The organism is Mucilaginibacter rubeus (assembly GCF_014643835.1).
GTDB lineage: Bacteria > Bacteroidota > Bacteroidia > Sphingobacteriales > Sphingobacteriaceae > Mucilaginibacter > Mucilaginibacter rubeus.
On the sequence record NZ_BMKD01000002.1, the window covers coordinates 862,046 to 877,979 of the forward strand.

Genomic DNA, 15,934 nt, shown 5'->3' on the forward strand with positions numbered 1-15,934 from the left:
TTTATGGATCTCTTAGTTTAAAACCGGGTTATTATTGTTTTTGCCACCACACCTGTGTGCTTATCTCATCGGCACCCTGTGCAGCTACCGCAGCCTTGTAACTATCAGGATTGGCCGATTGTACATAAACCGGGTATTGCAGCCTGGCCGGCATAATACCGTTGTTCTTTAAACCATTACCTTTCGGCAATACCGGGTGGCCGGTACGGCGATATTCAAACCATTGCTCAAAATCAGTGTAAAACATGGAGTAGTATTTCTGAACATGGATCATCTCCATTTTTTCATCAAGCGGAGCAGCATTATCCCACGTAATATCAGCGCCTGCTAAATAGGTATCAATAGGTACTGTATATGTCGGGATCCAGAAAGTGATACCAGCCTGAACACCGTTTTTATAATAAGTAGCAGCATCGCCGGCTATCCAGCCCTTGGCAGCGGCTTCGGCAAGGATAAATTGCAACTCCGAATAGTTCATGATGTTACCCATCAACGGATCGTTCATTAACGTAGTTGTTGATGTGGTAGATTGGAAATATGATTTGATACCAACATTTTCACCTGGGGCATAACCACTTGGAATCCCCTGTATGCCACCCTGGTAACTTGATATCGACCAGCGGTTGTTAACCAGCCTCGGATCGGCCCATTTAGCCAGGTTGTTTACAAAAAACTCGCAAATACCGGGTTGCCGCCAGTCCTGTTCGCGTACTCCCCCAATAAATGGAGATGTCAAGGCACCGGAGCCTGTCCACCGCAAAACTGCCGAATCATCATTGCTGCCCATAATGGGGTAAGCATCCGGATTGGTATCAACAATTTGTTTGATCTTGGCGATCACATCAGCCGAAACATCAGCCTTACCAGATACCCTTAACAACAGCCTTAAATAAAGCGTGTTACCAAACTTGCGCCATTTTAAAGCATTGCCGTTAAATACCGGATCACTGCCGGCAACTACGTTTGCTGAAGCATTAAGCAGGGTGTCTGCTGCTTCCAGGTTTTTAAAAATATCCAGGTAGATCTCTTTCTGTTTATCAAACTTTGGTGTAAAGTTTCCGTCCTTGCCTTTGTTCGAATCAAAGTAAGGTACATCGCCATAAGTATCGGTGAGCATGGAGTACAACCATGCCTGACAAATGAGCGAAATGCCCATATAAGTTTTGTTATAGGTAACCTCCTTGCTGGCAATGGTATAAATATCTTTAAAGTTAGTTAACTGGGTATACCAGGCATTCCAGGTAACATCGGCCCAGGTACGTTTGATGTCATACCTGAACACCCTACCCTCCGAGTCGCCTGCATCAACTGTAACCTGCATCAGCTCGTTATTAAAATTACGGGCACGAAGCATATTAGTACCCAATGTATTCACCAATGCCGGGGCCAGCAATTGCTGCGGCAAGGCATTAGGCGTACCGTTGGGATCGGTATTAAGTGCAATAAAATCCTTTTTACATGACGACATTATGCTAACGAACAACATCATCATTGATATAAGTATATATCCGTTCCTTTTCATATTGTTAATTATTAAATGCCAATAACTATGTTAAAACCAAATGTGCGGGTTGATGGAAACTGCGCCACTTCAAATCCCTGCACAATGTCGGTACCCGAAAGCGTACCAAATTCAGGATCGAAGATTGGCCACTTAGTCCAGATGTATAGGTCACGACCATATACACCTACCGTAGCACGCGTTAATCCAAGGCGTTTAACTAAACGAGGGCTCAATGAATATTCAAACCTTGCCTCGCGGAATTTCAGGAAGTTGGTTGAAAACGTATTACCTTCGGCATTATCAATACCATAGTGTGAGCGGTAGTAACCGTCAACATCTGTTGCAATAACATCGTTCGGTCTGTAACTGCCGTCCGGGTTTTGGATAACGCCTTTGCCTATGATACCGTTATACCTGCCGGGTAGGGTGAGCGTTGTTTTACCCTGCTCGGCCAGTTTATAGTTTGAAAGCGAATATGATACACCGCCAACCTGGGCATCAAACAACAGGTGCAGGTTAAATTGCTTATACCTGAAATCGTGCCCCATGCTTGCTTTCCATTTAGGGATAGTGTTGCCTAAATAAACCAGGTTATCAGCTAATTTGGCAAAACCTGTAGAAGCATCATAAACGATCTGCCCATCAGGCGAGCGCAAATAACCGCGACCGTACATATCGCCCATACTGCCGCCTACACGGGCAACAATCTGGCCACCGCCGGTAGGGCCATTCCGCAACACAACCGCGCTATCGGCAAGTTGCTCAATGGTGTTTTTATTGGCGCTGAAGGTTGCAGTAACATTCCAGCTAAACACGTTGGCTTTGCGTATAGGCGTTCCGTTCAATGTAATTTCGATGCCTTTGTTGTTTACCTTACCTACGTTGATAACTGCCTGGTTATAACCTGACGATTGATCCACAGTACGGCTCAGGATCTGGTTTTTAGTGTTACCCGTATATAAAGCTATATCAAAACCTAAGCGATTGCTGAACATCCTGGTTTCGGCACCAACTTCAAGCGTTGTGGTGCGTAAAGGTTTCAGATCGGGGTTTGATAGTGTACGCGGATTTTGCAAACCACCTGCATAAGTGCTACCCGCCGATACATAATTAAATGAGGTTTGATAAGGATTTGTTGTACCGCTACCAACACCTGCAAGCGATGCCCTCACTTTTGCATAGTCAATAAATTTAGGCAGCTTGAATGCTTCAGATGGCAAAAAGCTCATGCTTGCCGATGGATAGAAGAAACCAACCTGATCGGTACGGTTCGCAGTAGCCAGCGTGCTGATCCAGTCCTGGCGGGCTGTTAAATCCACATACAAGTAATCTTTAAAAGATGTAGATAACAAGCCGTAAAAGCTGTTGATAGCATATTTTGACTTAAACGGCAACGTAACCAGCGGACCAGCATTGTTAGCCATCGAATACACGCCCGGATATACTAACGAGTCGGCACGTACCTCATCGCGGTTATAATTGTTGCGGAGCATACTGCCGCCTGCTGTAGCGGTAATGTTAACATCGTGCGTTATTTTCTTGTTGTATTTCAACAGGAAATCGGCACCCTGCTCTTCCGAATAGATGTTTTGTGTACGGTACGAGCCTTTCGGGTATTTACTTCCGGCATCATATGGACGCTGCTGTGCGCGCTGCTCATAGCCCATGTCTAAAGTAGCACGAACCTGTATGCTAAACTCTTTTGTGACATTATAAAGTGCCTCTACGTTTCCTGTAACCGAGTTACGGTTTGACTTGTTGATAAACTCATTTGATACTGCGTAGGGGTTTTCTGGGAACGAGCTGAAAGGATAAAAGATCGCTTTACCATCTTGCCCGTTTTTCCAGTAGTTCTTCAACCAGTTTAAATTGGCATTGGGCTGCCAGAATATAAACCAATACATCAGCGACTGGTTACCATAACCTGCACCAGGTAAGTTATCGCTGTTTTTATTATTGTAATTTACTTTTGCATTGATGGTTAACTTATCATTGATTTTGGAGTTAACCGATAAAGCAATGCTGTTACGGGTATATCCTGTGTTAGGTGTTATCCAGTGATTGGTAACGTTGGTTGCCGAGAAACGGGCGGTTGTTTTATCGCTGCCGCCGTCAACACTTACCGAGTTGGTGAAAGTTTGGCCAACATCAAAAAAATCACGGATCTGGTTTTTGTATGGCACCCATGGTGTGCGTGTTGTACTTTGTTTTTGAGTAACCGGGTCAAGCTGATAAAAAAGCTGGCCATCAAATTTAGGGCCGTAAGCCGAGCTTGTCGAGCTGGTGCTTGCACCATCCGGCCCTGCCCCGTACGAATAATAACGGGAACCCGCCGTACCTTGTCCGTATTCATATTGTAAATCAGGCCAGCGGTTTACACTTTCAAGGCTTGCATTTGAGTTAAAGGTGATGCCCAGGCCACTATGCTTTTTACCCGATTTTGTTGTGATGATAATAGCACCATTGGCACCGCGCTGGCCATAAAGCGCCGCCGCGCCCGGGCCTTTCAATACCGTTACCGTTTCAATGTCCTCTGGGTTGATGTCGTTCAGGTTGCTGCCATAATCGGCAGGCATGTTATCGCTGCTGGTACCATAAGCCGATTCGCCGGAGTTGCTTGTACGTCTGCCGCTACCCTGGTTAATTACAACACCGTCAACCACTATCAAAGCTTCGTTATCACCGGTCAGGTTATTTTCACCACGCAGGATAATTTTGTTTGATCCCGCAGGGCCGCTGTTTGAACGGATCAGGTTTAAACCGGCTACCTTGCCCGATAATGCATCAGTCCAGTTACCTGAAAGAGCGCCGGTTAGTTGCTCACCTTTAATGACCGGGGCAGAATAACCCAAACTTTTATCTTCCCTTTTTATACCAAGTGCCGTTACCACAACTTCGTTAAGTTTATTATCGGCCGGGCTAAGCGTGATATTTAAAACAGTATTGGTATTCGAGCTAACACTTACATTCTGGATCCTCTTAGTTTCGTAAGAGATAAAGCTTGCTTCAACCGTGTAAATGCCCGGCACAATATTTAACGTGTATGAACCGTCAACACCGCTGATAGCAGTGGCACCGGTTCCCGGAACTTTTACAGTTGCACCGGGAAGTGGTTCTGATTTTTCATCAACCACTTTCCCTTTAATGCTACCCCTATCTTGTGTTTTTGCAATGATGAGGATATTTCGTTCGCCTGCTGCCCTGTAAGTGCAGGTAGTTCCTTTTAAAAGCACGTCGAGTGTTTCGCCTAAAGAGCGCTCTGCTTTTGTTACATGTACTTTGCGTTTATCATCAAGCAGGCTATTGTTATAGCTGATAGAGATATCGCTTGATTTTTCAATTTGCTGAAAGGCATCCTTTAGCATGGTGCCCTCGGCACCAAACGTGATCCTTTTGTTTATTACTGTTTGAGCCTTAGCGTTTATGCCGCCAAAAGGCAATTGTAAAAAGAACAGCATGGTTAATAACCATAACTTTTTCATATATTTACTTTAATTTATACTTGTCTAACCGTGAGTTTAAATTGTCAAAATTCTGAAGCCTGGGGTTGTTACCAGCAACGTCCAGGCTTTTACCAATAGCCGGGTAAATACTATTTCATTATACTTCCTCCTTTTTGATTATTGTTTGAAATAAATAGCTGATTGCCTTTTTGCGTGTAGCCCAATCCGGATAGCGCGCTGAGGGTTTCCATGGCATCTGTCAATGTCATTCCCCTTAATTTGGCTGTAAGCCTTACATTGCCTAAGTCCTGTTCTGTAAACCGAATCTTAGCACCGTAATGATGCTCAAGCGAAGCGGCTATCTCCCTGTAAGTTGTATTGTAGAAAACAAATTCGTTATTGATCCACGAGCTTACTGATGATGCATCAGTGTTGTTAAAAGTATAGATACCATTTTGGGTATTGATGCTGATCTGTTCATTCTTTACCAGGTATTTAACCATTTGAGGTTTTCCCTGCACATTGGCCATTACCCCTACTTTACCGCTTTGCACGGTTACAGCTACTTTATGATCGGCCAGATAGGCTTTAATATTAAATGAAGTACCCAATACCACAGTTGTGATATCGCCGCTTTTAACTACAAATGGTTTAGCCTGATGGACCACATCAAAAAAAGCTTCGCCATTAAGCGTTACATCACGTTTTTCGCCGCTAAAGTTTTTGGCGTATCTGAGTTTGCTACCACCACCCAGATAAACTGTCGAGCTATCTGGCAGTATTATTTTTGAATGCTTGCCATCGGCATTGCTGATTTCTTCATAAACCAAAACCGGCGACTGTTTAAAATAACGGTATCCAAACCAACCGGCAGTACAAATAAGCAAACAAGCGGCGGCATAAGCCATCCAGTTAAATTTAGAACTGCGTTTAATTACCGGTATCTGGGGTTGGGTTATATGCGCATTGATTTTTGCCCAGGTGCTTTCGGCATTTTCCGGCTGTTTAAAATAAACTTTGGATGCTTCCAGGATCTGGATGGTTTCACTGAACTGGGCAAGGTTTTCAGGGTTCTCCTCAATCCACTCCTGTAACTGTGTTAAGCCATCATCACTGATGGTTTTTTCAAAATATTCAACTATTAAGCGGTAACTGTTATCTTCCATTAAATCTGTCTCTGCAATAAAGACTGATTTTACGTACCCGATACGTAGCGAAATGAGTTAAGTTTATATTAAGAAATCATTAACCCTCGGAAGTGAAATTATGCTGCCCTTTTAACAGCTGGCGAAGTTTTTTGATAGATTGATAAAGTGTAGTTTCAACCGTACGAACAGAAATACCCAACACTTTGGCTATCTCATTTTTATCAAGGTTATCAATACGGCTCATGAGCAATATCTGCCTTTGGCTGACAGGCAAGGTATCAATAAGGTTTAGTATTTTATTGTACGATTCGCGGCCAGAAAGAATTTTAAATGGATTATCCCTATCTTTTAACATGTGGCCCTGAAGGTCGATATCTTCGATAGAATATACCGGATCTTTCTTTTTTTGGATATGATTTAAAGAGAGATTTTTGGCAGCAACAAACAGGTAACTTTTTACATTAAGGATGGCCGTATCGCGGTTGTCCCAGAGTTTAATGAAAAGATTGGCGGTGATCTCTTCGGCAACGGTATAATCTTTAGTGTACACCGTGCACAGCTGACATAAGGTTTTGTAGTAACGATTAAAAAGAGTTTCAAGGGCAACGGGGTTGCTTTGCTGGATAAGCCCCATCAACGCTTCATCAGTAAGTGCAGGATACATGCTAAAGAGTTGTTTTGGCTCAAATGTAAGGCTGCTATGTTAGCATAATGTTAACAGACGACAAAACCTTTATTACCGAAAAATCTGACAATGGCTATTAAGCTATTCAATGATCAGGTTTTTTGATTGAGATGTAAGTTTCTGATGTGGGTTATCTAAAAATAGCTTCACATAATCAGTTCCATCTACACTAAAACCCGGAGCATGCCCCCTGTTATGGATGATCAATAATTGGCTATTAGGCATATACCGTTTTATCAACCTGTTATAAAACGGCCTGCAATCGGGGTCGACGTCACCTGCCGAAATTAATGCCGGTACTGTAGAATAAACAGGCTGCTTTGCTACAGCAGGTTCAGCCTTCACCTTCCAACAATTGCATATGACATGATTTACATCATTAAACGGATACCCGGCCAACCACGGTAGTACCAAGTGTTGTTGTGCTTCCAACGCAGGGTCATCGTACGAAATTTGTTCTGAGCAATAAACAGAATACCGCATACCCAGTGATACGCTTGAATTACCCGCGAAATAGCCATCAAACACCTCCCGTACATATTTATCATGACGGCCTTCAATTAAATCAATCATTACCGCAGGCACCGTGCTAACCTGCCGGGAGTTCATCCGGCCTATTATTGCATCGAGTAATTCGTTTTTTGTATAAGTGAGACTATTAGCTTGATTGCTTCCTTTTTCCTGATAAGATATGGTATACTTCTTCCCGGTGATAGTGCTGAAGTATTGATGGAATTTCATTCTTAAATCTTTATATTTTGTGTCAGAAGAATCCGTTTCGCAATTATGAAATACCTGCTCAAGCGCTTCATTGATATTAAACAAAGCGTGTTCCTCAAAATTAACATAACCCGGCAGTGGTGAATTTAAAAGCAGCGCACGAACGCCTTCAGGGTGATTTCGTACCATGGTAAGCATAAGACCGCCGCTATAGGATATGCCAACCAGGTTAAGCGAATCAACATTTAAGGCTAATCTTAAATCATTTATATCTTCAGCACTTTCAATGGTGTTAAAGGCCGATAAATCGACGCCTTGTTTTGTAAACCGGTTCCGGCATTCAGTAACGGCTTGTGATACGAGGCTATCCTTATTTTTGCCTTCTCTGTAACTGCGTTTAATGGCCGCTGCCACTTCCATGCAATCCAGGCATGGTTGTGCCCTCTTTGTTCCCCGTTGATCAAACGCAATAAAACCGCCATAGGCTAACCAACCGGAGTTATAGCTTATGCTATCAATATTTAGTGTAGTGCTGTAGCCTGGGCCACCTGTAGTGTAAAGCGTGATGTTTTTGCGTGGGTCCTGATCTGGCCGGCGTACAAATAAAAACGGGATCTTCACTTTGCAACCTTCGGGCTTGCTTCTATTTTCCGGTACAACGAGGTAACCTGTTTTTAAAACAAGCCTGGGGTCTGCCTTAACCAGCCCGGGGTAAGGTTCTAATACCGGCTTATATTTCTGGCTGTAAGCTTTTTGAATAAGAAAAGTAGCGCCAAATAATATGATAAGGAATGTTTTCATGACCGTTGTTTAGCTTACAAAGAAAGCGATCTGCCTTACCCACAAAAAGTAAAAAACGGACAAATTAAAATTGATGCTTGGTTATCCTTTGACCGGTAAGGTTCATAACGTCCTTATGAAAATGGCTCAAATCATAATATCCATAATCTATCGGAACAAAGTTTTCTCTGTCATTTACAAATGCTGTTAATGCATTTCTGCCCCGCACAATTGAAAAATAATTTTTAGGCGGAGTGCCAATCACCCTGTTGAAATACCGATTGATAGTTTTAGAAGTAATGAACAGTCTCTCTGCAACTTTTGACGTATTCAACTTCATACCGGTAGCCTGATATTCGCCAATGCTGTCGTTAACAATTTTAACATAATGATCCTGGCTTGCCTGTTTAATGAGCTTTTCTAACAAATATGATTCAACAATGATCACACGCTCTTCAAAGCTTATTGGCTGTTTTACTTTTTGAAGCAATTCCCAGGGCAAAATTTGATTAAGGTTAATGAGCTTATCAATAACCGGAACTTGATTTAAACCTAAAACGGCTTCTAAACCGCCCGGATTAAATTTAACCGTGAATATATTATCGGCAGATAGTTTATGCCTGGTAACATCCTCATTTCTCAATATTAAAACATCCTGCTGCTTCCCTACATAATACCTCGTATTCTTCAAATCAATATAATAAGGCGAACCAAGGTTGATATAAAAAGTAGGTGTCCAACTGGGGAACATTTTCACCGTTGAAAACTCAGCTTTCACCTGCTGTGCAGATAAATCTAAAACTGATTGCGAATAAAATTCTATATAGTTAGCCAACTCTTCGCAAGGTGCGCTGAACCTGTATATTTTACGGATATTCTGAAATATCTCAACCATACCTATTGAGGTTAACTATATCTGTAAAAATAATTTTTTTAATTAAGATACAACGTATACAGCAAGGTGAAAGCCAGGCATATGCTATCCATAAAAAACAAAAATGGCCGTCACAAAGGCGCCTGCCGCAGCACGCTCTTTATGACAACCAGTTTAATAATAGCAATATTCGTATCTATGGCAAAAAGAACACCTCTTTCAAAGGCACACTCACTGGCGAATGATCGGCATTAGTATCCATGATATCGGCCATGTATAACCACCATTTTTTCATAATAGGGCTATCAGGCAAATGATCAAGGGCTTCCTGATCTTCAACATCCATTACGCCAAAAAGCCAATGCGTGTCTTCATCTAAAAAAATAGAATAATTACTGATCCCCACATCTTTAAGCAAACTGCTCAATTCGGGCCAAATGGCATCATGCCGCGCCTTGTATTCGGCGGTTTGCCCTTCATGAAGCTTCATTTTAAACGCTACCCTTGCCATTGTAAATAGTATTTATATATGTCTGTTATCAAAAGAGCCTCAAGGCTTAAAGCAAAAAGCTCAAAGCTTTTAATAGTTTATTTGCAAAATAGGCTTTGAGCCTTTAGCTTTCGGCTTTAAGCTTATTTGAGGTTTTACCACATCCAATATCGGTTTATCGACGCCAGCTAACTGGTCTCGCTCAGGCTTTAACAGTTCCAAAACCTCAACATCATTATATCCCTTCTTTAACCATTCAACCGGCAGGTATAAAGTTTGCTGTGGACCGATGCCCCAGTACCGGCCAAGGTTATGCCCGTTTACCCATACCACACCCTTGCCCCAGTTACTCATGTCAAGGTAGGTATCCCCTAATTGATCCAATTTAAAGCCACCTTTCCTGATTACCGGCGATTGAGCATTTTGCCTTGCGGCAGAGAATTTCACAGTGCTTAGATCATGAAACGGCAGCGAATACATTTTCCAATGCTGCAATTCTGTTCCGTTTAAAAGCACCTGCTGAGTGATCCCTTTTTTATTTTGCAAAAGATACTTACCAAAGTTGATGCGGCCAAGGTTTTCTATCAAAATATCAAGCGTTACTTTACCTGCAGGCAACTTTAAGTAAAGGCTGTCCTGGTTAAGCCTGCGGTCGAGCGTGCCTACCTTTTTACCGTTAATCATGATCACTGCGTAATCCCTAAGCTCTTTTAGCTTGAGTTGCCCGCTTTGGCTTCCATTTAAAACCGTGCGGTACAACACAAAGCCATAGTCCTGGTGTAAGTCTTCAAACGTAAGCGGACTTATATTTTCTTTAGCAGCCGGCAGAGTATTTAATAAACTTACCGATTGTGTTAGTTTAACAGCCGGTATTGTTATTACTGGTTTGGCTGCCGGTACATCGGGCAATTGCACACCGGCAGGCAAATGCTTTTGGATCACCTGCCTGAATTGCATAAATTTCGGCGTGGCATTACCTGCCTCATCTAAGGGAGCATCATAATCATAGCTACTCGTTTGCGGTTCATAAGGCGAGGTATCTTTAAAATTTGCGCCATTCATAAACGCACGGGTGGTGCCACCATGAAACATGTACATGTTGATAGAAATCCCTGCTGCCAGTACGGAATCAAGCCTACCGGCATAACGTTCGGCAGGGATAGTGTGATGGGCAGTTCCCCACCAATCAAACCAGGCCGGATACCACTCGGCAATATAATACGGGCCCTTACCATCGTGATTTTCATTAATGATCTTTTTAACCTTTGCAGGATTATCAAGACCGTTAACAGCAGGAAGTAATCCCGGCAAATGACCAGCTACCAAATCGGGGGCAGGGTCGCAGGTGTACAGCAATCCATCAAAACCGGCTTCTTTAAATAGTTTTTGATTAATCCCCAGATACTCTTTATCGCTGCCATATGAGCCGTATTCATTTTCAATTTGTACCATCAGGATATTACCGCCATGATTTATCTGCAGCGGAGCTAATTGCCTGCCCACCTCTTTGATGTAGCTCTCATACTCCTTAAGATATTGAGCCTCTTTACTGCGTACTTCAAGACCTTTTTCATTCTGTAGCCAGTAAGGATATCCTCCAAACTCCCACTCGGCACATACATACGGGCTTGGGCGAAGGATCACCCACAGGCCTTCCTGCTGGGCAATGCGAACAAACTCGGCCACATCGTTATTACCGGTAAAATCAAACTTGCCTTTTTGGGGCTCGTGCAGGTTCCAGAAAACGTAGGTGCCAATGGTATTTAATCCCATAGCCTTCGCCATTTTCATACGGGCACGCCAGGCTTCGCGCGGTACGCGGGGATAATGCATTTCACCCGAGATCATCTGGAAAGGTTTCCCGTCAAGCAGGAAGGCTTCATCGCCTAACGCAAATGTATGTTTGGGTGCCTGGCAGAAGCCGGTTATACCCAGGGTTAAAAATGTTAAAAAGAATATAATAGTTTTTTTCATTGTGGTGGCTATCGGTTCAGCGCTTCCGCTTTTTTTTGTTTGTAATAGTTTTGAAGAATATAAAATGCTTTCTTTTTGTTGCCTTTATCATCATAAAGGCCCTTGCGGTTCCAGCCTTCCTGGTACACCGGGTTATTCCGTTTGGGCGACCGGAAATCGGCCATTACCCATGGTGACAAGCCCACGAAATTTGCAGGCATCCGTTTAAACATGGCCACCTGCTCTTTAAAATACCATTCCTGGTATTCTTCGCCGAAGCGGGTCAATGAATCGGCATGAAAACCGGTTTTAGCTTCGGCCCCGGTTTCGCTGATAAATAAAGGTTTATTGTATGGCGTGCTCCAGTTTGTAGTGCGGCATTTATCAGGCAGGCCGCCATACCAGCCAAGGTATTCGTTAAAAGCAACGAGGTCAACAAACTCACCCAGCGGATCATCCACCACATTCAAATCTTTACCCGAACCATAATTTACCTCAAGCGCCGCCGAAACCAGGCGCGTATCATCCAGTTGTTTGGCCCTGATAATCAGATCGTGCATAAAATTCGTACGTGTTGGGCTCACCGGTGTTTCGTTCCCAACCGACCAGATAATGATACTGGCACGGTTATGATCGCGTGTAATCATTTCATTAAGCTGCACTTTTGCCTTTTCAAGTACTGCTGCGTTGCCAAAGTCAATCGTCCAGTAAACCGGGATCTCCGACCAAACCATAATACCCAGCGAATCGGCCAGTCGGGTTATTTTTTCATCGTGGGGATAATGTGCCAGCCTTGCCATATTGCAGCCAAGCTCACGCGCCTGATTTAACAATTGTTCCGCATCCTGCTGGCTGTAAGCCCTCCGTACATCCTGCGGTATTTCGCCATGGATACAGATCCCCCGTAAAAATACGGGCTTACCGTTTAACAATAGCTTCGGGCCATACGCCTCGATGGTGCGGAACCCTATCTTATCTTCAGTTTTATCGGCACCAGTACTTACGATAACCTTATACAGCTTAGGGGTTTCGGGCGACCAAAGCTGCACTTTTGGTAATTTAAAGCTAACCTGTATAAGCGCACCTGTGGCAGCAAACTGCTTACTAAACTTAAGCTCGGGTATTTGTACGGTGATATTTTGACCAGTTGGCGGAGTATTGCTCAGTTTAACCCATCCGCTTACCTCCGGTTGTTTAGCGGGAACTGCACCGTTAACAGACTTTTTAAGCTGGATCACAAAATCGCGGATATAGGTAGACGGTACTTCCACCAGTTTTACATCGCGGGTTATACCACCGTAGTTCCACCAGTCGGTATTGAGGGTAGGTACCTCATCGGCGTAGCGTTTATTATCAACCTTAACCACCAACAGGTTATCCTTTTCTTTAAGCAGCCCGGCAGGTACTTCAAAATTAAAAGGCGTAAAACCACCTTTGTGCATCCCCAATTTTTTTCCATTCAGGTATACATCGGCCCTATAATTTACCGCGCCAAAATAAAGGTACTGCCTGCCGCCATTGGCCGGTTTAACGTAGTCGAACGATTTTTTATACCAGATAGTTCCTTCGTAATAAGTAAACTCCGGCTTTTGATGGTTCCAGTCGCCGGGTACATCAATGCTATATTTATCGATGTAGCCGTGCTCCTTTTTCTCAGTTTTATTAGCCGGGATGCCGCTGTTCCAATAGGCATCCCCATTTTTTTCGTTGAGCTCCTTATAGCGATAATCATAAAACCCGGTTTCGTACGGATCAACAATGTATTGCCATTTGCCGTTCAGATCAAGTGCTTTACGGCTTTGAATATTGGTAATGAGACTGTCCTGAGCAGTCGCCGTAACGGCAATGAACAGCAGACAGCACAAGCTTATAAAATTTCGCATATTATTTCTTAAATACGTCAAGGTTCCAGTTATCTACCCAGTTTATTTCGATGTCATCACCTTTAAAGCTGATGGGCAGCCAGAGGTAACGGCCGTCAATGGCGTCTTTTGGAGCCCATTTATCGGCTATAAATATGAAGGCATCTTTTTTACCGGCAACAGGCAATACATGCGTGCTTTGACCGCCGTAAGTTATTTTGCTATCCTGTCCCTGGCAGGGGTTGCCGTGGTAGGTCCATGGCCCCCAGATTGATTTTGCACTGAACCAACGGGCGGCGTTGGGTGCCCAACCTGTACAGCCCGAGCCTATCATGTAATAAATTCCGTTACGTTTAAATAATGCAGGAGCTTCAGTTTGGTGGCCTATATAGATACGGATAAACTTACCTGTATGCCCTGTATAATCGGGAGTTAGTTCGGCCAGGTCAAGGGTGTAGTTTTCTTCGGATGAAAAAACGTGGTAAGCCTTGCCGTCGTCATCAACAAAAACGGTCATGTCGCGGGCCATCTGGCCACCGGGCAAATCGCGGCAAAAAAACTTATCGGTTTCGTGAGCCGGATTAATACAGTTTATTTTATCACCTTCGGGTGTAAGTGCCGGATAAAACGGCATCTGCCCCGGGTTGGGGCGATAGCTTTTAATAAACTTGTACGGGCCGATCACCTTATCGCTTAAAGCAACCCCGGCGCGGGCAGCGCTGTAGCCTTTGCCTAATAGTTCCAGGTGAAACCACATTACATATTTCTTTGTCTTTTTGTTATAAACAACTTTGGGCCTTTCCAGGATGCAGCCTTTTGCTATATCATTTGTGGTATCGGGCGAAACACTCAGCGAGATCCCCTCATCCTTCCAGTTGTATAAATCTTTTGACGAATAGCAATGAACCCCAACCATTGCCCGGTTGCCTGCATCGCCGGCAATTTTGTGTTCGCCAAACCAATAATAAACCCCATTATTATACAGAATGCCTCCCCCGTGGGCATTAATGTGCACCCCTTTATCATCTGGCCAGATTGCGCCCGGACTAAAACTGGTTAATTTGGTTTGCGCACGACCGAGGATACTTAGCAGCAAAAAGGCCGGCAATAAAAAACGATAGTATTTCATATAAAGATGTTGTATTATTTTCTAATATCAAGTGCATGATCGGCAGGTGCATCCTGGCCGCTCCAGATTTTAACTGCGGTCCAGGGTTCGTCCGCATCAGTCCAAAACGGATCGGTTTCGGGCAAGCCTAATGGTACAAAAACAGTAGCGCAGAAATAAAGGCTGCCGGTTGTAATATAAAAATCGGCCAGGCCGGGCTGCTTGCCATATAAACCCATATTAAGCCAGCCATCGGCAGTAAAAGTTTGCGGTGCGCCAAGCGTTTTTTTGATCATAGCTGTTAGCGCGCATCTTACCTGTGCCGGTTTCAGGTTTGCAGGCAGTTGTTTTTTGTAGGCGATATTTGCTAAATGATGAAATGCGCCGCCGCGATAAACTATCGACCGTCCGATAGCCGGGAAGCTTCCATCAGCATTAATAAGGCGCTCAAGCACTTCGGCATAACGTTGGCCAACAGCCAACTCACGTTGTTCCTCACGCACATAAGTTTTCTTTTTAGCATCTACCTCTTCCAATATGGTACTCAGGTTTGGATGGATCACGATGCTATTATAATAATCGAGATGAAAGCTCATCCCGTCCGAATACATACCGTCGCCAACATACCAATGTTCTGTAAATTCGCGGATACCAAATTCAACCCTTACCGGATCGTAGCCAAGGTCATATTTGCAAAAGAATGCCTCTATCATCCCCGAAAACAAAATCCAGTTGGAATAAACCGGAACAGTTGCCCGGGTAGTTTTCATTACTTCAACCACTTGTTTTTTGGTAGCATCATCAAGATGCTCCCATAACCATGGACTCCGCACCAAGGCAAAAGCAACAAACGAGGCATCAACCAATGGCTGGCCACCGCTCCATTGCATATAGTCTTTAGCCTGCGGATTAACCGCGTTTGCAATAGCCTTTAAAGACCAGGCCCTGTATTGTTCGCGAAGTTTTACCTCGGCTGGATCACCACCTTCTAATTGTAACCACGGTGCTATACCACACAATGTACGACCAAAAGCTTCCAGGTATCCCACCTTAGCACGACTTTCCTTATTATCAACCCTATCAGACAATTCCATGGGCATTTTCTCTTTAAGCTGATCGGCAGCAAGGTTGCTAATCACCGGCCGGGCTACCTTATCCATGTAGCTTAACCACAATTTCCTGTCGGACACCTGGGCGATATTCTTTTTGCTTTGGGCGGATGCACAAAACGGAGCGCTTATCAATAGAAAGTAAAATATGAGTTTCTTCATCCGGGATGTTTATTTGTTTATTATACTTTGATTCAAGTTCCATGTTGTAAGTCTCAAGTCGAAAGCTCTAAGTCTTAAGTCGTTTTTTCTTAAAAT

The 15,934-nt window shown here is 43.7% G+C and carries 11 protein-coding genes; all 11 read right to left on the reverse strand.

Going from position 1 to position 15,934, the window contains the following annotated elements:
* Positions 1-31: 31 nt before the first annotated feature.
* Positions 32-1,522 (reverse strand): SusD/RagB family nutrient-binding outer membrane lipoprotein, encoded by a 1,491-nt coding sequence (locus tag IEX80_RS10160; protein ID WP_188832785.1) that lies wholly within the window; start codon positions 1,520-1,522, stop codon positions 32-34.
* A gap of 11 nt (positions 1,523-1,533) precedes the next feature.
* Entirely contained in the window at positions 1,534-4,986 is a 3,453-nt protein-coding gene (locus IEX80_RS10165) for a SusC/RagA family TonB-linked outer membrane protein (protein WP_188832786.1), read from the reverse strand.
* A gap of 110 nt (positions 4,987-5,096) precedes the next feature.
* The gene (locus IEX80_RS10170; RefSeq protein WP_188832787.1) at positions 5,097-6,113 is read right to left on the reverse strand and encodes a FecR family protein; all 1,017 of its coding nucleotides are present in this window, start codon (positions 6,111-6,113) and stop codon (positions 5,097-5,099) included.
* 79 nt (positions 6,114-6,192) lie between these two features.
* Positions 6,193-6,759, reverse strand: coding sequence for an RNA polymerase sigma factor (locus IEX80_RS10175; protein WP_176627728.1), 567 nt, complete (start codon positions 6,757-6,759; stop codon positions 6,193-6,195).
* Positions 6,760-6,861: 102 nt separating this feature from the next.
* On the reverse strand, positions 6,862-8,301 hold the full coding sequence (locus IEX80_RS10180; RefSeq protein ID WP_176627729.1) for an alpha/beta hydrolase: 1,440 nt from the start codon (positions 8,299-8,301) through the stop codon (positions 6,862-6,864).
* Positions 8,302-8,365: 64 nt separating this feature from the next.
* On the reverse strand, positions 8,366-9,175 hold the full coding sequence (locus tag IEX80_RS10185; protein WP_176627730.1) for a helix-turn-helix domain-containing protein: 810 nt from the start codon (positions 9,173-9,175) through the stop codon (positions 8,366-8,368).
* Positions 9,176-9,350: 175 nt separating this feature from the next.
* Positions 9,351-9,665: an L-rhamnose mutarotase gene (gene rhaM, locus IEX80_RS10190; RefSeq protein ID WP_090532916.1), complete on the reverse strand. Its 315-nt coding sequence runs from the start codon at positions 9,663-9,665 to the stop codon at positions 9,351-9,353.
* Positions 9,666-9,734: 69 nt separating this feature from the next.
* On the reverse strand, positions 9,735-11,618 hold the full coding sequence (locus tag IEX80_RS10195) for a glycoside hydrolase family 35 protein (RefSeq protein ID WP_090532918.1): 1,884 nt from the start codon (positions 11,616-11,618) through the stop codon (positions 9,735-9,737).
* An 8-nt stretch (positions 11,619-11,626) separates the two neighbouring features.
* The gene (locus IEX80_RS10200; protein WP_188832788.1) at positions 11,627-13,480 is read right to left on the reverse strand and encodes a glycoside hydrolase family 2 protein; all 1,854 of its coding nucleotides are present in this window, start codon (positions 13,478-13,480) and stop codon (positions 11,627-11,629) included.
* 1 nt (position 13,481) lies between these two features.
* Entirely contained in the window at positions 13,482-14,588 is a 1,107-nt protein-coding gene (locus IEX80_RS10205) for a glycoside hydrolase family 43 protein (protein ID WP_188832789.1), read from the reverse strand.
* A 14-nt stretch (positions 14,589-14,602) separates the two neighbouring features.
* Positions 14,603-15,838, reverse strand: a complete 1,236-nt coding sequence (locus IEX80_RS10210; RefSeq protein WP_188832790.1) for a DUF2264 domain-containing protein — start codon at positions 15,836-15,838, stop codon at positions 14,603-14,605.
* Positions 15,839-15,934 lie beyond the last annotated feature (96 nt).